The organism is Stappia stellulata DSM 5886 (genome assembly GCF_000423705.1).
GTDB classification, from domain to species: domain Bacteria; phylum Pseudomonadota; class Alphaproteobacteria; order Rhizobiales; family Stappiaceae; genus Stappia; species Stappia stellulata.
Window position 1 is genome coordinate 329,652 of the sequence record NZ_KE384083.1, and the last position, 21,445, is coordinate 351,096.

Here is a 21,445-nt window from a genome sequence, read left to right on the forward strand (position 1 = left end):
GGCGCCGGGCGGCTCGAACCGTTTCACCAAACATCCACGTAAGGGAAACAACGACCATTGCGCGCCGAATTATTTTAAGTTTAAAATATCTCCAGCACGGACGCAAGCGCCATGCTTCCATGGAGGTGGATCGAGTGAGCGCGCAGAGAGAGGAACAGGTCATGCGTATCGAGGTTATCGGGGGCGGCCCGGCGGGCCTGTATTTCGCGATCCTGATGAAGAAGGCGCGCCCGCAGGCGCGCATCACGGTGCATGAACGCAACAAGGCGGACGACACTTTCGGCTTCGGCGTGGTGTTTTCCGACCAGACGCTGGAAACCTTCGAGCGCTACGACGCGGAAAGCTACCGCGCGATCACCGAGAACTTCGCCTATTGGGACGACATCGCCATCCACTACAAGGACGACGTCTTCCGCATCGGCGGCAACGGCTTTTGCGGATGTTCGCGCCGCACCTTGCTGCTTCTGCTGCAGGAGCGGGCGCGAAGCCTCGGCATCGAGATGCATTTCGAAGCGGACATCAAGGGAATCGAGCAGTTCGCGGATGCCGACCTGATCGTCGCCGCCGACGGCATCAATTCCGCGATCCGCGAGGCGAACCGCGACCACTTCCAGCCGAGCGTCGATCTGCGTCCCAACAAGTTTACCTGGATGGGATCGGCCAAGCCGCTCGATGCCTTCACCTTCTATTTCAAGGAAACCGAGTACGGCATCTTCATCGCCCATACCTACCAGTATGAGCCGGGTCTCTCGACCTGGGTGCTGGAAACCGACCCGGAGACCTTCGACAAGGCCGGTCTGGAGCACATGAGCGAACAGGAATCGGCGGACTTCATGGAAAAGGTCTTCGCCGAGGAGCTCGACGGCCACAAGCTCAAGATCAACCGTTCGATGTGGCGCAACTTCCCGATGATCCGCAACGCCCGCACCACGATGGACAATGTGGTTCTGCTGGGCGATGCAAAATCGACCGCGCATTTCTCCATCGGCTCCGGCACGAAGCTCGCCATGGAAGACGCCATCGCGCTCTATGAAAGCGTCATGCGCACGCCCGACGTCTCCGCAGCGCTTGCCGATTTCGAGGACACGCGGCGCGAGGAAGTGGAAAAAACCCAGCACGCAGCAGATGTCTCGCTGGTGTGGTTCGAACACGTGAAGCGCTACTGGCACATGGACCCGGTCAGCTTCGCTTTCGGCGTCATGACCCGGTCGAAGGCGATCACCTACGACAATCTCGACCTGCGCGCGCCCGACTTCGTCGCCAAGGCAACCCGCGCCTTTGCCGAAAAGGTCAAGGCGTCGGGCTTCGACGTCGACACGCGGGATCCGGTCGTCCCGGCATTCCAGCCCTACAAATTGCGCGACATGCGGCTTGCCAACCGCTTCGTCGTCTCGCCGATGTGCATGTATTCCGCCGTCGACGGCATGCCGCAGGACTTTCATCTCGTTCACTACGGGTCGCGCGCCATGGGCGGCGCAGGTCTGATTTTCACGGAGATGACCTGCGTCTCGCCGACGGCGCGAATCACGCCTGGCTGCGCCGGCATCTGGAACGACAAGCAGGAAGCCCAGTGGAAACGCATTGTCGATTTCGCCCATAGCCAGTCGGAGGCGAAGATCTGCCTGCAGATCGGCCATGCCGGCCGCAAGGGCGCCTCGAAGCTGATGTGGGAAGGGATGGACCGTCCGCTGCCGACCGAGGAGGCCTGGCCGATCCTCTCCGCCTCGGCCCTGCCCTACTATCCCGAAAGCCAGGCGCCGAAGGCGATGGACCGGGCCGACATGGATGCGGTGAAGGCGGATTTCGTGGCCGCCGCCAAGCGCGGCGCACGGGCCGGCTTCGACATGCTGGAACTGCATTGCGCCCACGGCTATCTGCTGGCGAGCTTCCTGTCGCCGGTCACCAATACGCGCGATGACGACTACGGCGGCCCGCTGGAAAACCGCCTGCGCTTCCCGCTGGAGGTGTTCAAGGCGGTGCGCGATGCCTGGCCGCAGGAAAAACCCATGTCGGTGCGTGTCTCGGCAACCGACTGGATCGAGGGCGGCCTCACCGGCGACGACAGCGTTGTCATCGCGAAGGCGTTTGCGGATGCCGGCGTCGACCTGATCGACGTTTCCACCGGCCAGACCAGCCCGGAGAGCGCCCCCGTTTACGGGCGCATGTTCCAGACCTCCTACGCCGACCAGATCCGCAACGAGAGCGGCATCGCGACGATGGCGGTGGGGGCGATCACCTCCGCCGACCAGGCCAACACGATCCTGGCAGCGGGCCGTGCGGATCTGATTGCGCTCGGACGGCCGCATCTGGCGGACCCGGCCTTCACGCTTCGGGCAGCCGGCGACTATGGCTTCGGCGACATCTTTGCGCCGAAGCAATATGTGCCCGGCAAGTTCCAGCTGCTGCGAAATGCGGAGCGGGAGCGCGAGGAGCTGAAGGAACTCAAGCTCAAGGCCAAGCCGAAGACCCACAATCCGGCCGTCCGCGACGCGGCGGAATAGCACGCAACGGGAAACGCGGACGGCTCGCACATCGGGCCGTCCGCAACACCTGCCATCAAGCGCGGAGCGACCGCAACTGACACTGCAGCGACGCCCCGGGCGACCGCCGCCTGGCGCTCAGGTCAGATTGCCAGCCCGAGATCCACAAGATGCTGTGCACCGCGCGGTATGTCCTGCGGATCGAGGAGTTCCAGGATCAGCCGCGGCCTGTCGCAACACTGTGCAATCGCGCGAAAGACCGGGTTCCAACGGATCGTTCCGTCTCCCGGCGCCCAGTGCCGGTCGGCATAGCCGTCGACATCCTGGACGTGCACATGAGCGAGCAGGTCTCCGGCCGCCCGCACATGATAATCGACCGGTCGGCCGCCGGTGGACACATGAGCGTAATGGGCATGACCGGTATCCAGCGAAACGCGCACATGCTCGCTTGCGAAAGACCTCGCAAGCGCAATGCGATCGTCCGGCTCCCTGTCCTCGACATTCTCGATGACCAGCGTGCAGCCGATTGCCTCCGCCCGCGCCACAACGGGCGCAAGCGTCTTGTGGGCACAATCGACGATCCGGGAACGCGCGTTCCGATCTGCCGGCATGTTGTGGTGCGACCAGTTTGTAAACGGACTGTGGATGACCATATGCGTCGCGCCAAGCGCCTCGCCGGCATCGAGCGCCTGCAGGAAACGCGATTGCACGATCGTGCGAATGTCGGGGTCGCTTGCAGCGATCGGCAGATCCCAGAAAGGCCCGTGGATGCCGATCCGCCCCTTGTGCCCAGCCAACAGATCGCGATAACGGGCGACGGTTGACGACCAGTCTCCCGTCAGCAGCGCGACATCGACGAAATCCTGAAGCTCCAGGTCGCGGTCGTGTTCCATCACCCAGTCCAGCAGCGCCGGAAGGTCGTCGAGCGTGAGTGCCGCGCCGAGAACGGGCAACGAAGTGTCGGAAGTGGTCGCGTCTGGGGTCGTCGCGTCTGGAGTCGTCGTCATTCTGTTTCAAGCCTCGGATTTCTGCCTTCAGGAGCCGGCAAGCACCGTGCCGCCGTCACCCGGCCTGTTTGCCAGCTTGACGTGACACGCGGATGTCCGCCCCCGAAAAATTGCAAGACAACTCGGCAGTTCCGAGGCACAGCGCCGCCGGGGATTAATTCGTCTCGACGGAAATGCCCTCTTCGCCGACCTGGATGTTGATGCCGGAGGCCTGCTGCTGGTCCTGATACACCTTGTAGCCCAACACGCCCGCCGCGACGGCGAGAACAACGATGATCAAATACAATCCGTTCCGCTTCACTCCAGATTCCTTTCAATCTGCATCGAGGCAGCACCCGACCCGCCCCGGCCGGCGACGATAGCCCGCCGACCTTTCAGGGCAAAGCGTGCATTGGCGAAATACACGGAGATTGCCGCGAAACGCAAACGGGCGGCCCGTGGGCCGCCCGCTTCGAAATTCGCAACACCAAGGTGCGTGTTCCGGCTCAATCGACCCGGCGCACCGCACCTTCCGCGGCAGAGGTCGTCAGCAGCGCATAGGCCTTGAGCGCAGTCGTGATCTTGCGGGTGCGCTTTTCCTCCGGCTTCCAGGCATTCGGACCCTTGGCCTCCATTTCGGTGCGGCGCCTCGCCATTTCCTCGTCGGAAACCGCCAGATTGATCGTGCGGTTGGGAATGTCGATCTCAAGCGTATCGCCTTCCCGCGCCAGGCCGATGGCACCGCCTTCCGCCGCTTCCGGCGAGACGTGACCGATGGACAGGCCCGAAGTGCCGCCGGAGAACCGGCCGTCGGTCACGAGCGCGCAGGATTTTCCAAGCCCCTTCGACTTAAGGTAGCTGGTCGGATAGAGCATTTCCTGCATGCCGGGACCGCCGCGCGGTCCCTCGTAGCGGATCAGAACCACGTCGCCGGCGTCCACCTTGTTGGTCAGGATGGTGCTGACGGCACTGTCCTGGCTCTCGAAGATGCGCACGCGACCGGTGAACTTCAGGATCGAATCGTCAACGCCGGCCGTCTTCACGATGCAGCCGTCGAGCGCGATGTTGCCGTAGAGCACCGCCAGACCGCCGTCCTGCGAGAAGGCATGTTCCTTTGACCGGATCACGCCGTTTTCGCGGTCGTCGTCGACGCTGTCATAGCGGCAATCCTGCGAGAATGCCGTCTGCGAGGGAATTCCGGCCGGACCTGCGCGGAAGAAGTCGCGCGCCGTCTCGCTGTCGGTGCGCTTGATGTCCCACTGGTCGAGGGCGTGCTTGACGCTCTCGCTGTGAACCATGGGCAGCGACGTATCGATCAGCCCGGCGCGGTCAAGCTCGCCCAGAATGCCCATGATCCCGCCGGCCCGGTGAATGTCTTCCATATGCACGTCGGGAACGGACGGGGCCACCTTGCAAAGGACCGGCACCTTGCGAGACAGCTGGTCGATGTCGGACATGGTGAAATCGACTTCGCCCTCGCGCGCCGCGGCGAGAAGATGCAGGACCGTATTGGTCGACCCGCCCATGGCGATGTCGAGCGCCATGGCATTGTGGAATGCCTGACGGTTGGCGATGTTGCGGGGAAGCACGCTTTCGTCATTCTGCTCGTAGTAGCGCCGGGCCACATCCACAACCAGATGCCCGGCTTCGACGAAGAGGCGGCGACGATCGGCATGGGTCGCCAGCGTCGAGCCGTTGCCCGGCAGCGACAGGCCGAGCGCCTCGGTCAGGCAGTTCATCGAGTTGGCGGTGAACATGCCCGAGCACGACCCGCAGGTCGGACAGGCGGAGCGTTCGATTGCCGCGACATCGTCATCCGACATCCGGTCGTCGGCCGCCGCGACCATCGCGTCGACCAGATCGAGCGCACGCTCGGTGCCGTCGGCGAGCTTGACCTTGCCCGCCTCCATCGGCCCACCGGAGACGAAGACGGCCGGGATGTTCAGCCGCATCGCGGCGCTCAGCATGCCCGGGGTGATCTTGTCGCAGTTGGAGATGCAGACCATCGCGTCGGCGCAATGGGCGTTGACCATGTATTCCACACTGTCGGAGATGATCTCGCGCGACGGCAGCGAGTAAAGCATCCCGTCGTGGCCCATGGCGATGCCGTCGTCGACCGCGATGGTGTTGAACTCCTTGGCAACGCCGCCTGCGGCCTCGATCTCGCGCGCGACGAGCTGGCCCAGATCCTTCAGGTGCACATGGCCCGGCACAAACTGGGTGAAGGAGTTCACCACCGCGATGATCGGCTTGCCGAAATCGCCGTCCTTCATGCCGGTTGCGCGCCAAAGCCCGCGCGCGCCCGCCATGTTACGTCCGTGGGTGGTGGTTCTAGAGCGGTAAGTCGGCATGCTCGCCTCGGTGGGTTCGTATGACTATTAGTGGGGACGACGACTAAATGGTCCCACCGTCGAGGGCAAGAAAAAGCGAACGCGGCGTGCCGATGCGTCGCGCGGCTTGCGACAGGGCATCGAACCCGGACGGCCGGCGGCGCTTGTGCCCGGTCAAACGGGACCGTCTGCGTACCGTCCTTGACAGGAGGGGCGCCAGGGTATTTGCTTTGCGACGATGGTTCCAGCTGCGCCGGCGGCAGGCTGGATGAAAAGGGAACACGGTGAGGTGTAGCCAACAGGCGCCAAGTCCGTGACTGCCCCCGCAACTGTAAGCGCAGAGCGCCCTTGGCGGAATCCACTAGGCCTGAACGGCCCGGGAAGGAACAAGGGTCGCGACGACACGCGAGTCAGGAGACCTGCCATCGAATATCTTCCAATCGACCGTCGGGAGAGACGGTAAGGAGTGTATCATGACCATTGGAACTTCTGTCGCGGCCAAGTCCTCATCGACGCAGGCGACGCCCCTGATCGCCGCCGTGGCGTCAATTGTGCTCGGCTTCGCGATCGTTTTCGTCGCAGGCCATGTTCAGGCCAACGCGCTGCATGACGCCGCCCACGACGTGCGCCACGCCACCGGCTTTCCCTGCCACTAACGGATGTTCACACGCATCTTGACCAGCGCCTTGTTCGCTGGCGCTGCTGCCGGGCTTATTGCGGCCCTGCTGCAGCTTTATTTCGTGCAGCCCGTTCTGCTCCACGCCGAACTCTACGAGGGCGGCGATCTGGTGCATTTCGGGACTGATTCCACCGTTTCCGCCATTCAGGACCTTGGTGGCATCGACGCCGTTCGGGACGGCCTGAGCCTCTTTTTCACGATGCTGATCTATTGCGGCTATGCGCTGATACTTGTCTCGCTCATGTCGCTTGCCGAAGCCCGCGGAGCCGTCATTTCGGCTCGTACCGGCCTCGTTTGGGGAATCGCCGGTTTCGTAGTCGTTCACCTTGCCCCCGGCTTCACGCTCGCGCCCGAAGTTCCGGGAGTTGCTGCGGCGGATGTCTATGAACGCCAGATCTGGTGGTTCTCGACCGTCGCCGCCAGCGGCATCGCCTTGTGGCTGATCGCATTCGTCAACAACTGGATTTCCTACGGCATCGCCGCGATCCTGTTGCTGGCGCCCCATGTGATCGGCGCGCCGGAGCCGGACGTCTTCACCGGACCTGTTCCGACAGAGATCGGCGCCTTGTTCGCGGCCCGGGCCTTTGGCGTGGGCATGGTTGCCTGGGCTCTCGTCGGCTGTTTCGCCGGTTACTTCTGGACCCAGCAAAGCGCACCGGACACCTCACCCAAGACCGCCTGATCACGGCGAGACCAACGAAAAGCAGCCGGACATCGCGAATTCGCGGTGTCCGGCCCTGCCCCGACGAACAGGCGCTCGGCAATCATGGACCGCACGATTCCCCTTCTTCTCCTCGGCCTGTTCTTCGGCGCCGGGATCGGTTTCACCGCAGCTGCGACCAACGGCATCGTCGTGAGCGGTCACGATCATTCCGATCCGGCACATCATTCGCCAGGAATGACCGGTGCATCGACGGCCCATGCCTCATCCGGGCGCGAGGGTCTTGCGCACGCATCGCATGGCCACGATGAAATTCTGTCTCTGATCGCCGGGCCGAACGCCCCGCAGCTCGGTATCGAGGTCTTGCAGGACCCCGCATCGGGCTGGAACCTTCATATCGAGACCCGCAATTTCCGCTTCGCTCCGGAACATGCAAGCGGCGCGCATGTCGATGGCGAAGGCCACGCACACATCTACATCAATGGCGAGAAGGTGGCCCGCCACTATGGCAACTGGTTCCACATCGCCACGCTTCCGACCGGGACAAACAGCGTTGAAGTGACGCTCAACGCAAACGACCACCGTGCTCTGGCCGTCGGCTCCAAGCCGCTGCGCGCGAAGCATACGGTGACGGTTGACCGGGCCGGTGCTTCATCAGCCAGCCGGTAACGCCGGGATACGGCCTTTCAGGCAGAACCGCAGACGACCGCAGGGACGGGCATCCACAATCCGGCCCTCGGGCGATGACAGATAGAGGCGACACGTGCTGACGATGTCCTCGATATCGTTGACAGGCGACACGCCGGCAAAAAGATAGGTCGCCCGTCCGGCATCCTGCAGCGCCAATGCAGTCGGCTCCCCGCAGGCCCCCAAGCAGTCTGCGGGCACGAGCTCCACCGTCTCTCCCAAGCCTTCCCGGAGCAAGGCATCGCGAAGGGCCGCAAGATGCCCCTCGTGAACGCCGGACGGTTGTCCGCTATCGCACCTCATACAAATCACAATGCGCATTTTGCCACTACCGACCCGGTGCCAATTCAATAAAGACCGCTATGGCGATCTGGACGCTCAGATAGCGCTCGCGCACGAACCCGTCGTCCCGCCTTTCGCTGATGCTCCCGACCAGACCAGCCGCCTCTTTTCCACCGCGACATGGACGCCGGCAAGGATTTCGGCACGGATCAGGAACTTCGGACTGGTTATCAGCGCTAGACCAATGGCGGGCACCTGCTGTGAAGCGCAAGCTCGCGGAAACGCCCGACGGGCCGCTTCGTTGCGGCCCGTCAGGCACTGACATCAGCTTTCGACCCAGGTCGCGTTGAGCACATGGTACTTCGACGGATGCGCCGGAAAGCCATGCACCTTGTTCGCCGTCATCGTGTAGATCGGCCGCCACAGCGGCTGTACGATGGCGCCGCTGTCCTGCAGCAGCCGCTCGACCGTCTCCATCTTCTGCCGACGTTCGTCGGGATCGAAGATCGCCTCGGCCGCATCCAGGGCGGCGTCGAATTCCGCGTTGAAGAAACGGCTTTCATTCCACGGCACGCCGGAGCGATAGGCCTGTGACAGCACCATGGTGCCGAGCGGGCGATGCGCCCAGGAGGTGGCTCCGAACGGCGTTTCGGTCCACACCTCCCAGTATTTTGTCGCCGGCATCAGGTTCACGGTCAGGCGAATGCCGGCATCGGCCATCTGGTCGCGCATCGCCTCACACACGGTCTGCTGCCAGATGCCGTCGGTATTGCCAACATCGATGGTGAGGTCGATGCCGTCCGCGTATCCGGCCTCGGCAAGGAGCGCCCTTGCCGCTTCCACATCGCGCGTTGTCTTCGGCAGGTCGAAATACTCCGGATGCACCGGCGAAACGTGATGGTTCTCGCCCGTCTGCGCATCGTCGGCAAAAACGATACTCGCAATCGCTGCGTTGTCGACCGACATTTGCACGGCCTTGCGCACCCGCACATCGTCGAAAGGCGCGGTATCCATGCGCATCCGGCACACAAGACAATAGGCCGTTTCCACCGGAAGGATCTTTCCGGGGAAGCTCTCGGCCAGCGGCTTTTGCTCCGGGCCGAATTCAAAGATCGCATCGACGTCGCCGCCGGCCAGCGCGAGCAACTGGTTGTCGACGCTGAAGGCGTAATAGTGGATCTCGTCAAGCAGCACGTCTCCCCCCCAATAGGCGAAGGGTTCGCCATCTGTGCGGGTGGTCATCCGCTCCAGGATGCAGCGTTTGCCAACGATGAGCTCCTTGAGCCTGTAGGCGCCCGTGCCGATCGGATTGTCCGACCACGGCGCGGTGAAGGACGGATGCACGATGGGGCAGGAGAAATTGCTGAAATCCTCCGGCACCGACAATACGGGCTTGGCGAGGTTCAGGCGCAACGTCAACGGATCGACCACCTCGACGGCGCCCGCGATGGGACGGCGCACCGGCGTCCCGTCCTCCTCCCGTTCGCCGGTTTCCTCAACCAGCGCGCTGAAGGTCGACAGGCCGATGTTGGCGGATCCGAGCGTGGCGTCGAGCCAGCGCCGCACGTTCCAGGCAACGTCCTCGGCGGTGAAGGGATCGCCATTGTGCCAGGTCACGCCCTCGCGAAAGGTGATCACCCAGGTCTTGAGATCGTCCGAGGGCTGCCACCCGGCGGCGAGCATCGGCCGGGTGATGTTGTCGGCGCCCGTCATCGCGACATAGTCGAGCACCTGGCGAGCCTGATTTGCCATCTCTCCCCAGGAAAACAGCGCCGGATCGTCCATCTTCTGCACACCCATGCCGATGCGCAGGATCCCGCCGCGCGTGGCGTCGGCATCAACGGCGGGAAATGGCGAATCGGCGAGCGTATTCGCCTGCGCGGGGGCCGAAAGGCCGGCGAGCCCGTAGGCACTTGCCGCCCCGAGGCCGAACAAGGCGGCAAGACGAACGAACTGGCGTCGGTCGAGACCGCCTTGCTCCATCTGACGGCGAGCGCGCTCCACGAGACGATGATTGGGGCCTGAAGTCATTGCGTATCGCCCTTTGCGGCTGATTGCAGATCGTGCCTTCGCACCCTGACGGGACAGGCGCTCGTGCCGTTTGCATATGACGTGATCGAGATTTTGTTGAAGTCCCCCGCCGGAAGCGACAAGGGACCGCCCGCATGTGACCATTCAATGACTGTGCATCCGCTCTCATGGCAAGAGCGGCGGACGACTTTCAACGGCTCAATGTGTCCTCAAACGCTCAGGTAGCGTTCGCGAATGGTGGGGTCGTCCCGCAATTCCGCCGATGTTCCCGACCAGACCACCTGCCCCTTTTCCACCACGACATGGGCATCGGCGAGCTTTTCCAGCGCGTCGACATTCTTGTCAACGACGAGGATGGACTGCCCCTCCCCCTTGAGCCGCTCCAGGCAGGCCCAGATTTCCGCGCGGACCAGGGGCGCAAGCCCTTCCGTCGCCTCATCGAGGATCAGGAGCTTCGGGTTGGTCATCAGTGCGCGGCCGATGGCAAGCATCTGCTGCTCGCCGCCGGAGAGCTGGTTGCCCATGTTGAGCCGGCGCTCGCGCAGGCGCGGAAAGAAGTCGTAGACGCGCTCCAGCGACCAACCGGGCGTCGCCCCGCGCCGGTTCGCGCCGGTGGCGACGAGGTTTTCCTCCACCGACAGGGTCGGGAAGACCTGCCGCCCTTCCGGCACCAGGCCGAGACCTGCCTGCGCCACGCGGTAGGACGGACGTCCCGTCACCTCTTCACCGTCGAAGACGATACGCCCGGCATCGGCGGCAATCATGCCGAGAAGCGCGCGGATGGTCGTCGTCTTGCCCATGCCGTTGCGCCCCATCAAGGTCACAACCTGGCCGGCGGGTACGGAAAACTCCATCCCGAAGAGCACCTTCGCGGCACCGTAAGAAGCCTCCAGCCCCGACACTTCGAGCAGCATGCTCATGCCACCGCCTCCTCGCCGAGATAGGCCTCGCGCACTTTGGCGTTGTCGCGGATTTCCTCCGGCGTGCCGGTCGCGACGATCTCGCCGTAGACCAGCACCGAGATCCGGTCGGCGAGCGCAAACACGGCGCTCATGTCGTGTTCCACCAGAAGCATGGCATACCGCCCCTTGAGCGCGCGCAGCACCTCGACCAGACGGTCGGTCTCCTCGCGACCCGTGCCGGCCATCGGCTCGTCGAGCAGCAGGAGCTTGGGCCCGCAGGCCATGGCGATGGCGAGTTCCAGCGCGCGTTTTTCGCCATGCGACAGCGTTCCGGCGCGCACGTCCGCGCGCGTTTCCAGTCCGAGTTCCGCCAGCCCCGCATCGGCGCGGGCATTGAGCGCGGCATCGCGCGAGACGTTGCGCCAGAAACGAAACGAATGCCCCTCGCGCGCCTGAAGCGCCAGGGCGACGTTTTCGCGCGCGGTAAAGGCGGGGAGGATCTCGGTGATCTGGAACGAGCGCAGCAATCCGGCGCGGGCACGCGCATGCATCGGCAGTGCCGTCACATCCCGCCCGTCGAAACGGATGCGACCGCTGTCTGGCGCAAGCGCGCCGGAGATCTGGCCGATCAGCGTGGTCTTGCCGGCCCCATTCGGCCCGATCACGGCATGGATCTCACCGGGACGCACATCGAGGCTGACGTGATTGGTGACCTTGAGCGCGCCATAAGCCTTGCACAGATCGTCGAGCACCAGGATCGGCTCAGTCATTCTTGCGCCCTCCCGGGAGAAGCGAAATCAGTCCGCCGCGCCCGAACAGCACGACGAGCACGAGGAAGGGCCCGAAGATCAACCGCCAGTGCTGCGTGAAATGCGACAGCACTTCCTCCAGGACGAGGAAGCTCGCCGCGCCCACGATCGCGCCGAGCAGCGACCCGAGCCCGCCCAGCACGACCATCACGATCAGCTCGCCCGAGCGATGCCAGGACATATAGGCGGGAGAAACGAATTCGGCCGCATTGGCGAGCAACGCACCGGCAAGGCCCGCCATCATGCCGGCGATCACATAGGCGACAAGCCGGTAGGCATAGGGATCGATGCCGATGGCGCGCAGGCGCATTTCGCTCTGCTTTGCGCCCTGCAGAACCCGGCCGAAGCGCGAAGCGACAACCATGCGCGCGATCAGATAGCAGGCCAACAGGCATCCCAGAACGACATAGTAGAACACCGTGCGGTCACCGAGCGCCGTGGAGCCAAGGATCTCCGTCCGGCCCCACATGGTCAGCCCGTCGTCGCCGCCGTAAGCGGAGAGCGAGGTTGCCGTATAATAGGCCATCTGCCCGAAGGCGAGCGTGATCATGATGAAATAGACGCCGCGCGTCTTCAGGCTGATCGCCCCGGTGACGAGCGCGAATAGCCCGCAGACGGCAAGCGTGACCGGCAGCGACACGGTGACGTCCCAGATGCCGTGCTCGGCAAGGATCGCTACCGAATAGGCGCCAACCCCGAGATAGGCGGCATGGCCGAAGCTCACCATCGCACCGTAGCCCAGAATGAGCGACAGGCTGACGGCCGCAATCGCGAAGACCATGACGCGGATTGTGAAGAAGACGATGAACGTATCGCCCATCAGGTCGGCCAGAACGGGAAGGCCGGCAAACAGCGTAAAGACAACGAGAGCGCCGAGCAGTTCGCGCGACAGGCGGGCGGGAGTGAAATGCATCGACATGAGCCCTACCCGCCCCGCACCGGAAAGAGACCCGTCGGCCGGAAAAAGAGGACGCCCGCCATCAGGATGTAGATCAGCATGGACGCGATGGCCGGGCCGACGTCATTGGCGGCCGACGGCGAGAGCAGCAACTTGGCGATGTCGGTTGCAAATCCCCGGCCCAGCGTGTCGACGAGACCGACGATCAGGGCCGCCAGAAACGCGCCGCGGATCGAGCCGATGCCACCGATAACGATCACGACGAAGGCGAGGATCAGGAGATTGTCGCCCATCCCCGGTTCGACCACCAGAATGGGGGCGGCGAGAATGCCGGCGAAGCCGGCGAGCATCGTCCCGAAGCCGAAAACCAGCATGAAAAGCCGGCGAATATCAACGCCAAGTGCGGAGACCATCGGCGCGTTTGTCGCGCCGGCGCGCACCAGCATGCCCGCGCGGGTCTTGCTCACCAGAACGTAGAGAAGCACGGCCACCGCCAGTCCTGTGACAATCAGCCCGATCCGGTAGACCGGATACAACAGGCCGTCCATGATCTCGACGGACCCGGACAGGAGGTCGGGCATGGGCAGGGTCAGCGGGGCCGCGCCCCAGACCACCTTCACCGCCTCGTTCAAGAACAGGATCACGCCGAAGGTCGCCAGCACCTGGTCGAGATGATCCCGGTCATAGAGATGTCGGAAGATCAGGACTTCCAGCAAGAGGCCGACGACCAGCGCCCCGACGAGCGCAATCAGCAGCGCCCCCCAGAAGGTTCCGGTGATGCCGTAGCCGGCGACCGCCAGATAGGCGCCGAGCATGTACTGCACGCCATGAGCGAGATTGATGAAGTCCATCACGCCGAACACAAGCGTCAGCCCGGCGGCAATCAGAAAGAGCAGAATGCCCAGTTGCAGGCCATTCAGCGTCTGGACGGCAAAGAGGGTGGCGCTCAACGGTGCGGCCTCGTCGGTTGCGCATGATCGCGGGGGCGATGGGGAGGAAACCGGTCCGGGCCACGCGCCCGGACCGGACTGTTCGGGATCGTCAGTTCATCCGGCATTGATCGACATAGGCATCGATCTTGTCCTCGAACACCATCTCGACCGTCTGGGTGACATAGGTGCCGTCGTCACGCTTGACCGCCTCGACGACATAAACGTCCTGGATCGGGAAGTTGTTGGTGTTGAAGGCAAAGTCTCCGCGTACGCTGTCGAAGGGCGCCTCCTTCAGGGCCGCCATCAGAGCTTCCTTGTCGCCCTTTCCACCCGCCTTGGTGAGGGCCGCATCGATCAGCCGCGCCGCATCGTAGCCCTGCGCGGCATAGGTCGCCGGAGCATAGCCGTATTCCGCCTCGAAGGCCTCCACGAACGCCTTGTTGGCTTCATTGTCGAGGTTCGGTGCCCACTGCGCGCCGGCCTGAAGGCCAAGAGCCGCATCCTGCGTCGCCGGCAGTGTGGTTTCGTCGACGGTGAAGGCGGACAGGAACGGGATCTCGCCGGCAAGGCCCGCCTGCTTGTACTGCTTGACCAGGTTCACGCCCATGCCGCCCGGCATGAAGGTGAAGATCGCATCCGGCTTTTCGGCGGCGATGCGGGTGATCTCGGAGGAAAAGTCGAGCTGCCCGAGTTTCGTGTAGACCTCGTCGATGATCTCGCCCTTGAAGTGACGCTTGAAGCCGGCAATCGAATCCTTGCCCGCCTGATAGTTCGGCGCCATCACGATCATGCGCTTGTAGCCCGTGTCCTGCGCGTATTTGCCCATCGCCTCATGGTTCTGGTCGTTCTGGTAGGACGTGGTGAAGAAATAGGGCGAGCAGGCCCGGCCCGCGATCGGCGACGGACCGGCATTGCCGCCGACGAAAATCGTCTCGCTGTCGATGATCGGCTTGTAGACCGCCATCATCACGTTGGAAAAGACGACGCCGGCCATGATGTCGACCTGGTCGCGTTCCAGAAGGCCGCGCACCTTGGTCAGCGCACCATCCGGCTTCAGTTCGTCGTCCACGACGATGACCTCTGTATCGAGGCCGCCGAGCTTGCCGCCGGCCTGCTTGACGCCGAGCAGGAAGCCGTCGCGCATGTGCTGCCCCAGCACCGCCGGGGGGCCCGACAGGGTGGCGAGGAATCCGATCTTCAGGCTTTCCGCCTGCGCCGCAGCCCCGCACAGGCCCACGGCGGCCGCAGCGACTGCGGCAGTTATGATACGCTTCATTGGTCTCTCCCCTCAGGCCCGGCGCCCGCCATGGCGGTCAGCGACGGTCCTCTGAATGGTGTCTGTCGTCTTCTGGAGCCGTGTCCGGAACGGCTTCCCGCTCTCCGGCGGATGGAAATATTTTAGACCTAAAATATCTCCGGTGTGAAGCCCGTTCTTGCTTGGCCCGTGGAAGTTAAGCATGCGGAAGGGAAAATCCGAATAGGCTGATGAAGATTTCGTCCTGGCCTTGCGGGCCTTGGGAAAGGCTCCCTGCGGGGGCGAGAGCCGCGATTGCCGTCGCCGACATCCGTCGGCGCCGCAATCTGGAACCACAGCGACGTCGAAAGCCGTGTCCCGCCGGATCTCCGGCAAGAGCGAGAGGAAACCGCCATGCCTGCCCGCCCTGTCATGTCCAGCCGGATCGCTCTCGGCTCCATTCGGCGCCGCACGGCTTTTGCCGTCGCCATCCTTCTTGCCGGCACCACTGCCAGCCTTTCCGATTCCGGTCCGGAACCGGATGCCTGTTCGATCCAGGCGGCGGCCTATGCGGATCAGACCCGTGCGCGCGGGATGAACGGCAACGACATCGCGGCCGCGGCCGTCGAGGGTGCGACGGTGGGCGGGCTTGCCGGCCCGGGACCGGCCCCAGGCGGCTGGAGCGCGCGCGGCGCGCGGCGCGGCGCACGCCTTGGCGGCGGGCTGGCGGCGCTCGATGCGCTGAACGGACCCGGCCTCGACGACTGGCAGCGCCAGTTCGATGCCGCCTATGAGGCCTGCATCGCCGCCCGGCCGATGCCGGCACGGCGCGACAGCCGGTGCCCGCCCTCAACCGGGGTCGTGACGGGATCGGGCCAGGGCGGGCTCTATGGCGCGTCCTCTCGACGCAACTGCCGATAGGCCAGGTCGCTCGCCGTCCAGCGGGCACTCGCCGGATGGCCCTTTTGGTGGCGGGCAAAGACATTTCCGGAAATCTCGCGCAAGAGCTTGCGCTTCATTGCCACGCCATAATCGGAGAACCTCTCCGCCGTTTCCACAAAGGCGTCCGGCCCGCGGATGACGGTCCGACGATAGTAATCTTCCGGATCCGGGTCCGCTCCCTTGATCACGAGTCCGTTGACGGTGGTCCTGGAAAAGTCGAAGGCGCGGTAGGCGATCGGCGGCGAAAAACCCTCGTTGTTCACGCCGTCTCCGGAAACATCCACGACCTGCCGGGTACAGGCGCGTGGTGCGCGCGCGAACTGTGTCGCAGCATGGCCCAGCGCATATCCAAGCGCCGTCGGAAACCGATGGTAGCTCCGCGATGCGCCGGCGAGACGCTCGGCGAAGGCCTGCACCGAGGCAGGCGTGTCCAGCCAGGTCCAGGTGGCGATGGGGACCTGCTTGTCGCGCCCGCTCCATTCAAACGCGGTCACCAGCATGCCGCCATTGGAGACAATCGCATCGACCACCTCGCGATCGCCAAAAGCCTCGCCGAGACCCTCCATCTGCAAACGGTAGTCGCTCGCGTCCACGCTCGACGACACATCGATCGCCAGCACGAGTGCAAGGGGACAGGCCATCGCCGAAAGCGGGCTGAAGAGAGCCGCAAGGCCCGTGGTGACACATGCCGCGACCCGGCCGAAACCGGGCTTGTGTCTCGGCAATCCGGCGTCTTTGGCAAAACGCGGGCGGTAAGACTTGAAATGCTGCACCCACTGACCTCCCCTGCCGCTCACGCCGCCATTGGCGCTTCTGACAATTAGGGTAGATGGACACGCGCACATTGCAATGGTGACGTAGCGGAATTCAGCCGACGCGTGGCTTTCCCTCGACCAAATACCGAAGCAAGGCTTCCAGCGGTCCCTGCCGCCATCGGCGCAACCACAGCAGGGCCACACCGATCTGGACCGCGTTTATGACCAGCGCGACCAGCAGCAATTCATAATGCTCGAGCGTTCCGAACTGCGCAAAGCCTACCCCGTAGAACACCGCGACGCAGATGATGGTCTGACTGACATAAACCGAAAGCGGCATGCGCCCGACCACCGAAAGCACCCGAATAACACCCGCCGTTGCCCGCACACGCCAAAGAACATGAAACAGTCCGATCAGCCCGAGACACAACGCCAGTCGCCGGGCATTGTAAAGATAGGCATCGGCGGTGCCGACGGAATAGGCCTCCAGGACGGCAAGGGTTGTCGCGCCGTGGATACCCAAGCCGAGCAGAACGCCGACGCCGAGACCGCCGACCGCGAGAGCAAGATAAGCGCGAAAGGACCACGCACCCGACAGGCCGCCGAGGCGGAACAGGGCCATGCCGAAGAACATCATCGCCCCGACATCGAGCAGGTGGTCGGAGACGAAGATCGTGGTCTGCTCCAGAAACGTCTGAGAGGCCATGCTGTGCAGGAGACCGACGTAGCCCTGCAGATGTTCCTCGATCTCGTAGAGCGCAAATCGCTCCACGTCCTCCAGCATTGCCTGGTCCATGCCGGAGGCGCTCTCAGCCATGCTGTCCTCGACCGCCTCCGAGGCCCCCGGGCCCGTATCCTGTGCGCCGCCGACCGCGCGCTCCTTGGCTTCCATCATCTGCTTTGCGTCCAGTGCATTCATGGACTCTTCCGCCAGGCTCCATCCGGTGCCGTCCTTGAAGGAAGACACCGCGAAAATCGCTAGCGCGATAACAAGAAGCCAGCGACCGGAAAGGTTGCGAAAGACAAACAGGAACATGCCGATGACGCCATAGACGTAGAGCACGTCATGGGGCCAGAGCAGCAGATACCCGTGCACCAGACCGAAAACGATCAGCCACATCAGGCGGCGGAAATAGAGATCGGCGGCGGCAAGGCCGCCCGGGCGCTCCGAATACTTTTCCATTATCAGGATCGCGGATGCGCCGAACAGGAGCGAGAACAACCCGCGCATGGTGCCGTCGACAAAGATCACGACGAACAGCCAGCTGGCGACATTGGCGTCGGTCGCCAGTCCCCATTCCTCCGGAAGCGAAAAGGCCACCGCGGGCATGCCGAACACAAAGATGTTGCGCCACAAAATGCCAAGGGCGGCGAAGCCGCGCAGGGCATCGAGAACGGCCAGGCGGCCCGTCGGCGACGGGTGAGCGACGCCGGGCACGGCCGAACGGATACTTTGATCCACTTGCGATTTTCCAGAAAAAGGGAACGATCTCGCGTGTCTACAACCAAACAACGCGTCGCACAATAAAATAGAACGGCCCGGATCTACTTATCCGGGCCGCCCTGTCTTTTCGCAAAGATTTTTTCGCTTCAGCGCGGCGCCATCCGGATGGCGCCGTCGAGGCGGATCGTCTCGCCGTTGAGCATCGGATTGTCGACGATGGCCGCGACCAGATTGGCATATTCGTCCGGTTTGCCGAGGCGCGAGGGGAACGGCACCTGCTGGCCGAGCGAGGCCTGCACCTCCTCAGGGAGGCCAAGCAGCATCGGCGTTTCGAAGAGCCCCGGCGCGATGGTCATGACACGCACGCCGGACTTCGACAGGTCACGGGCAATCGGCAGGGTCGCGGCGGCGACGCCGCCCTTCGACGCCGCATAGGCAACCTGTCCGATCTGGCCGTCGAAGGCGGCAACGGACGCCGTGGAGACGATCACGCCGCGTTCGCCATCGTCCGTGACCGGATCAAGCGCCGTCATTGCGGTCGAGGAATGGGCGATGCACCGGAACGTCCCCACGAGGTTGACGGCGACCACCTTCTCGAACATGTCCATCGGATGGGGTTCCCCCCGGGAGGTGGTCTTCGCAACCGGCGCGATGCCGGCACAATTGACCAGGATCCGCTCGACGCCAAAGCGCTCGCGAGCCGCGGCAAATCCCTTGGTGACGCTGTCATCGCTCGTGACATCGACCGCGACGAAGGCGCCGCCGATTTCCCGTGCGACAGCCTCGCCCGCCTCGACGTTCATGTCGAAAAGCGTCACCTTCACACCGGATGCTGCGAGACGCCGTGCCGTTGCCGCGCCGAGCCCCGATGCGCCGCCCGTAACAACGGCCGAAATGCCTTCCCCCAATTTCATATGTACTCTCCAGTTGTCGACCTGTCTCCCGCACCACCCATGCGGTACGTTCGCCGCAAACTGGTGGCAGGAAGCGAACAAGCGGTCAAGTGCATGTCAAAGCGGGTCAAGGTGCACTCGGGCAGACGTCAGGCCAGCACCACAAGATCGACCGGAGCGAACACACCGGCGACCGCCCGGGCGCGGCGAATCTCGAGCGGCGGCATGTCGTATCCCTGACGCCGCGCCGCTTCCAGGCTCTCCAAGTCCGTGAGCACGCGGGTTTCCTGGACCTTGTTGGCCTCTTCGAGCTTTGCCGCCCGGTTCACCACATCGCCGATCACCGTGAACTCCAGGCGGTTTCCGGCCCCCACCACTCCGACGGTCACCGCGCCATAGGTCGCCGCCGCACCTACCCGCAGTGGTTCCGGCCAACCGCAGGCCGATGCCCGGGGGGCCAGCCGCTCCACGACCTCGGGCAGGCCGCCAGCCGCGCGCAACGCATCCGCGGCACCGGTTTCGCTTGGCTCGACAGCACCGAAAGTCGCCAGGATCCCGTCACCCAGGAACTTGTCGACACGCCCGCCGTGAGCGGAAATCAGCGCGAGCATTTCCTCCTGGTAACAGGCGAGCACCTCCATCACCGTCTCCGGCGAAAGCGACGCCGCCGTTCGGGTAAAGCCGCGAATGTCCACGAACATCACCGCGACCTTGCGCACCTCTCCCCGCCCCGCGGTCAGCGCCTCCTCGGCCCCGGTGATGGTGGTGGCGACCTCGGGCGCGAAGAAACGCTTGAGGTCTTCCGCCGCCGCGTGATCGCGCACCGAATCGAACAGGACCTGCCGTCCCCGGTAAAGGGCGAGCGAAAGAAAGAGCGTCACTCCGACAATGATGATCGTCTTGTCGAGTTCGGCGCCGATCAGGATGGCGTTCGAGGTGAGATACTCCACGTAATTGCGGGTAATGCGCATGTCGCCCATGTCCGTGGTCACCGCATAGGCGACGAGCGAAAGCCATCCGGCCACGCCGACGAGGCCGGTGATCAGGACGAACCGCGGATCGAACCGCAGGGCTCTCAGCGAAATGAAAATGAAGAGATACATCAGGGTCGGCGCCTTGAGGTAAAACGTCGGATGCTGACCGTATTGAATGTGAAAGGAAAAAATCAGGGCACACAGGAGCGCCACATCCACCACGATCGAGACGACGAGATACCAGGCCGGCAGGGCGAAACGATAGGACAGGCCGACGCGCAGCACCGTGAAGAGGAAATAGGCGACGAGCGCCAGCGGCACGAAGTTGAACCCGTCAGCGCCCTCGGCGCGCGGCGCGAGCGAATACAGGCCCGCGAAAAACACCACCATGGCAAGCTGGGACCAGCCGATCAGACGTTCGGCGCTGTCCTCGCGCTTTTGGATCTCGGCGCGCACACGCTGCGGGATCCCGTCCTGCCGGAGCCCGCCGCGAAGCCTGTATCCGGCCCGGCCGGCCAGCCGCTGGACCGGCGCACCCGCCTTGCCATTGTCCACGTCGCATCTCCGATGGGCCCGTTCGTGCAGCCGCGCCGCGCACGGGCGAGCGTCCCGCCTCCGGACATAAAGACCGCAAACCCGCTCACCGGCAACTCACGCCTCGCGGCGTCACCGCGACGTGATCGTGCGCTACGGGGTCAGCACCATTCCCTCGCGTCCGACAAGCGCTCCGGGATGACGTTTCGCGGCGGCTTCGCCGATGGCATCCAGCTGGTCGTCGGTGCGACGCGGATCGTGATGAAAAAGAACGGGACAGGCAACGCCGGCGTCCAGCGCCAGCTCGATGCCCTTTTGCCAGGTCGAATGCCCCCAGCCGACGAACCGGTCGTATTCGTCGTCGGTGTACATCGCGTCGTAGATCATAACGTCGGCGCCTTCGACAAACCGCCGTACGGCCTGATCGATCTCGGCATTGCCGTGCTCGTGATCGGTGATGATGCAGATGGATTTCCCGCCATGGTCCAGCCGGTATCCGGTGGCACCGCCTGGATGGTTGAGCGCCACGGTCCGCAAGTCGACGCCGTCGCCCCGATCGACGGTGTCCCCGGCCCGGAAGTTCCGGAAGGAAACCGCGCGCAGCTTGTTGGCCGCAACGGGAAAGATCGGCGGCGACATGATCCGGCAGATAATGTCCATCAACCCGGCGCGGTCGGCGAAATGCCCTGCCCAGGCTGTGATGGAAAAGCGGTCGTCATAGGCCGGCGTGAAGAACGGCATGCCACAAATGTGATCGAGATGCGTGTGAGTGAAGAACAAGTCGAAGGCGCGTGGCGGGGCGGCATGCAATTCCGCCCCGAGATTGCGCGCGCCCGATCCGCAGTCGATCAGGATGGTGTCCTCTCCCGCGCACAACTCGAAACAGGTGGTCTCCCCGCCGTAACGAAGGGTCCCGGCTCCGGGCGTGGGCGTCGAGCCGCGAACACCCCACAACTTGAGCGACAAGGGTTGCGACACTCCGGTTCCCCGTC

20 protein-coding genes and 1 riboswitch are annotated in these 21,445 nt (G+C 64.0%); of the genes, 5 read left to right on the top strand and 15 right to left on the bottom strand.

What is annotated here, in order from left to right:
- Positions 1–161 precede the first annotated feature (161 nt).
- Entirely contained in the window at positions 162–2,501 is a 2,340-nt protein-coding gene (locus tag G572_RS0118630) for a bifunctional salicylyl-CoA 5-hydroxylase/oxidoreductase (RefSeq protein WP_029059769.1), read from the top strand.
- A gap of 122 nt (positions 2,502–2,623) precedes the next feature.
- Here the strand turns inward: G572_RS0118630 and G572_RS0118635 are convergent, their stop codons facing one another.
- The 3 genes from G572_RS0118635 to ilvD form a co-directional block, all read right to left on the bottom strand.
- The gene (locus G572_RS0118635; protein WP_051242728.1) at positions 2,624–3,487 is read right to left on the bottom strand and encodes a sugar phosphate isomerase/epimerase family protein; all 864 of its coding nucleotides are present in this window, start codon (positions 3,485–3,487) and stop codon (positions 2,624–2,626) included.
- Positions 3,488–3,641: 154 nt separating this feature from the next.
- A complete protein-coding gene (locus G572_RS26470) occupies positions 3,642–3,788 on the bottom strand; it encodes a hypothetical protein (RefSeq protein WP_029059771.1) in 147 nt (48 codons plus the stop codon).
- 184 nt (positions 3,789–3,972) lie between these two features.
- Complete coding sequence (gene ilvD / locus G572_RS0118645) at positions 3,973–5,817, bottom strand: dihydroxy-acid dehydratase (RefSeq protein WP_029059772.1); 1,845 nt, start codon at positions 5,815–5,817, stop codon at positions 3,973–3,975.
- Between the two features lie 201 nt (positions 5,818–6,018).
- A riboswitch (cobalamin riboswitch) is annotated at positions 6,019–6,237 on the top strand.
- Positions 6,238–6,269: 32 nt separating this feature from the next.
- Here ilvD and G572_RS0118655 point away from each other — a divergent pair.
- The 3 genes from G572_RS0118655 to G572_RS24665 all read left to right on the top strand — a co-directional run bounded on the left by G572_RS0118655 (position 6,270) and on the right by G572_RS24665 (position 7,805).
- A complete protein-coding gene (locus G572_RS0118655; RefSeq protein WP_029059773.1) occupies positions 6,270–6,452 on the top strand; it encodes a CbtB domain-containing protein in 183 nt (60 codons plus the stop codon).
- Between the two features lie 3 nt (positions 6,453–6,455).
- A complete protein-coding gene (locus tag G572_RS0118660; protein WP_029059774.1) occupies positions 6,456–7,157 on the top strand; it encodes a CbtA family protein in 702 nt (233 codons plus the stop codon).
- Between the two features lie 84 nt (positions 7,158–7,241).
- Positions 7,242–7,805 carry a hypothetical protein gene (locus G572_RS24665; RefSeq protein ID WP_037547442.1) on the top strand — a complete coding sequence of 188 codons (564 nt, stop codon included), beginning with the start codon at positions 7,242–7,244 and terminating at the stop codon, positions 7,803–7,805.
- On the opposite strand, the gene G572_RS0118670 is transcribed toward G572_RS24665, so the two are convergent.
- From G572_RS0118670 to G572_RS0118700, 7 genes are all read right to left on the bottom strand, one after another.
- Positions 7,791–8,144 carry a DUF1636 family protein gene (locus tag G572_RS0118670; protein WP_029059775.1) on the bottom strand — a complete coding sequence of 118 codons (354 nt, stop codon included), beginning with the start codon at positions 8,142–8,144 and terminating at the stop codon, positions 7,791–7,793. The genes G572_RS24665 and G572_RS0118670 overlap by 15 nt on opposite strands.
- 285 nt (positions 8,145–8,429) lie before the next feature.
- On the bottom strand, positions 8,430–10,136 hold the full coding sequence (locus G572_RS0118675; RefSeq protein WP_169391337.1) for an ABC transporter substrate-binding protein: 1,707 nt from the start codon (positions 10,134–10,136) through the stop codon (positions 8,430–8,432).
- Positions 10,137–10,345: 209 nt separating this feature from the next.
- Positions 10,346–11,056: an ABC transporter ATP-binding protein gene (locus G572_RS0118680; protein ID WP_037547444.1), complete on the bottom strand. Its 711-nt coding sequence runs from the start codon at positions 11,054–11,056 to the stop codon at positions 10,346–10,348.
- Positions 11,053–11,808, bottom strand: coding sequence for an ABC transporter ATP-binding protein (locus G572_RS0118685; RefSeq protein ID WP_029059778.1), 756 nt, complete (start codon positions 11,806–11,808; stop codon positions 11,053–11,055). The genes G572_RS0118680 and G572_RS0118685 overlap by 4 nt, the downstream gene beginning before the upstream one ends.
- Positions 11,801–12,766, bottom strand: coding sequence for a branched-chain amino acid ABC transporter permease (locus G572_RS0118690; protein ID WP_029059779.1), 966 nt, complete (start codon positions 12,764–12,766; stop codon positions 11,801–11,803). Before G572_RS0118690 ends, G572_RS0118685 begins: the two co-directional genes overlap by 8 nt.
- Before the next feature lie 5 nt (positions 12,767–12,771).
- Positions 12,772–13,695: a branched-chain amino acid ABC transporter permease gene (locus G572_RS0118695; RefSeq protein ID WP_029059780.1), complete on the bottom strand. Its 924-nt coding sequence runs from the start codon at positions 13,693–13,695 to the stop codon at positions 12,772–12,774.
- A 91-nt stretch (positions 13,696–13,786) separates the two neighbouring features.
- A complete protein-coding gene (locus G572_RS0118700; protein WP_029059781.1) occupies positions 13,787–14,953 on the bottom strand; it encodes an ABC transporter substrate-binding protein in 1,167 nt (388 codons plus the stop codon).
- Between the two features lie 372 nt (positions 14,954–15,325).
- On the opposite strand from G572_RS0118700, the gene G572_RS24670 reads away from it, so the two are divergent.
- Entirely contained in the window at positions 15,326–15,832 is a 507-nt protein-coding gene (locus G572_RS24670; RefSeq protein ID WP_156884732.1) for a hypothetical protein, read from the top strand.
- Here G572_RS24670 and G572_RS24675 read toward each other — a convergent pair.
- From G572_RS24675 to G572_RS0118730, 5 genes are all read right to left on the bottom strand, one after another.
- On the bottom strand, positions 15,799–16,578 hold the full coding sequence (locus G572_RS24675) for a DUF1194 domain-containing protein (RefSeq protein WP_245566255.1): 780 nt from the start codon (positions 16,576–16,578) through the stop codon (positions 15,799–15,801). The genes G572_RS24670 and G572_RS24675 overlap by 34 nt on opposite strands.
- A gap of 142 nt (positions 16,579–16,720) precedes the next feature.
- Entirely contained in the window at positions 16,721–18,070 is a 1,350-nt protein-coding gene (locus G572_RS0118715) for a DUF418 domain-containing protein (RefSeq protein WP_029059782.1), read from the bottom strand.
- 128 nt (positions 18,071–18,198) lie between these two features.
- Positions 18,199–18,966: an SDR family NAD(P)-dependent oxidoreductase gene (locus G572_RS0118720; protein ID WP_029059783.1), complete on the bottom strand. Its 768-nt coding sequence runs from the start codon at positions 18,964–18,966 to the stop codon at positions 18,199–18,201.
- 128 nt (positions 18,967–19,094) lie between these two features.
- The gene (locus tag G572_RS0118725; protein ID WP_208979155.1) at positions 19,095–20,474 is read right to left on the bottom strand and encodes an adenylate/guanylate cyclase domain-containing protein; all 1,380 of its coding nucleotides are present in this window, start codon (positions 20,472–20,474) and stop codon (positions 19,095–19,097) included.
- Between the two features lie 132 nt (positions 20,475–20,606).
- On the bottom strand, positions 20,607–21,431 hold the full coding sequence (locus tag G572_RS0118730; protein WP_029059785.1) for an MBL fold metallo-hydrolase: 825 nt from the start codon (positions 21,429–21,431) through the stop codon (positions 20,607–20,609).
- Positions 21,432–21,445 lie beyond the last annotated feature (14 nt).

What these genes read in the sequence shown, in the direction of transcription:
- G572_RS0118630 (WP_029059769.1), top strand. Translation starts at nt 162, where the DNA reads ATGCGTATCGAGGTTATCGGGGGCGGCCCGGCGGGCCTGTATTTCGCG.
- G572_RS0118635 (WP_051242728.1), bottom strand. Translation starts at nt 3,487, where the DNA reads ATGACGACGACTCCAGACGCGACGACCCCAGACGCGACCACTTCCGAC.
- ilvD (WP_029059772.1), bottom strand. Translation starts at nt 5,817, where the DNA reads ATGCCGACTTACCGCTCTAGAACCACCACCCACGGACGTAACATGGCG.
- G572_RS0118655 (WP_029059773.1), top strand. Translation starts at nt 6,270, where the DNA reads ATGACCATTGGAACTTCTGTCGCGGCCAAGTCCTCATCGACGCAGGCG.
- G572_RS0118660 (WP_029059774.1), top strand. Translation starts at nt 6,456, where the DNA reads ATGTTCACACGCATCTTGACCAGCGCCTTGTTCGCTGGCGCTGCTGCC.
- G572_RS24665 (WP_037547442.1), top strand. Translation starts at nt 7,242, where the DNA reads ATGGACCGCACGATTCCCCTTCTTCTCCTCGGCCTGTTCTTCGGCGCC.
- G572_RS0118670 (WP_029059775.1), bottom strand. Translation starts at nt 8,144, where the DNA reads ATGCGCATTGTGATTTGTATGAGGTGCGATAGCGGACAACCGTCCGGC.
- G572_RS0118675 (WP_169391337.1), bottom strand. Translation starts at nt 10,136, where the DNA reads ATGACTTCAGGCCCCAATCATCGTCTCGTGGAGCGCGCTCGCCGTCAG.
- G572_RS0118680 (WP_037547444.1), bottom strand. Translation starts at nt 11,056, where the DNA reads ATGAGCATGCTGCTCGAAGTGTCGGGGCTGGAGGCTTCTTACGGTGCC.
- G572_RS0118685 (WP_029059778.1), bottom strand. Translation starts at nt 11,808, where the DNA reads ATGACTGAGCCGATCCTGGTGCTCGACGATCTGTGCAAGGCTTATGGC.
- G572_RS0118690 (WP_029059779.1), bottom strand. Translation starts at nt 12,766, where the DNA reads ATGTCGATGCATTTCACTCCCGCCCGCCTGTCGCGCGAACTGCTCGGC.
- G572_RS0118700 (WP_029059781.1), bottom strand. Translation starts at nt 14,953, where the DNA reads ATGAAGCGTATCATAACTGCCGCAGTCGCTGCGGCCGCCGTGGGCCTG.
- G572_RS24670 (WP_156884732.1), top strand. Translation starts at nt 15,326, where the DNA reads ATGCCTGCCCGCCCTGTCATGTCCAGCCGGATCGCTCTCGGCTCCATT.
- G572_RS0118720 (WP_029059783.1), bottom strand. Translation starts at nt 18,966, where the DNA reads ATGAAATTGGGGGAAGGCATTTCGGCCGTTGTTACGGGCGGCGCATCG.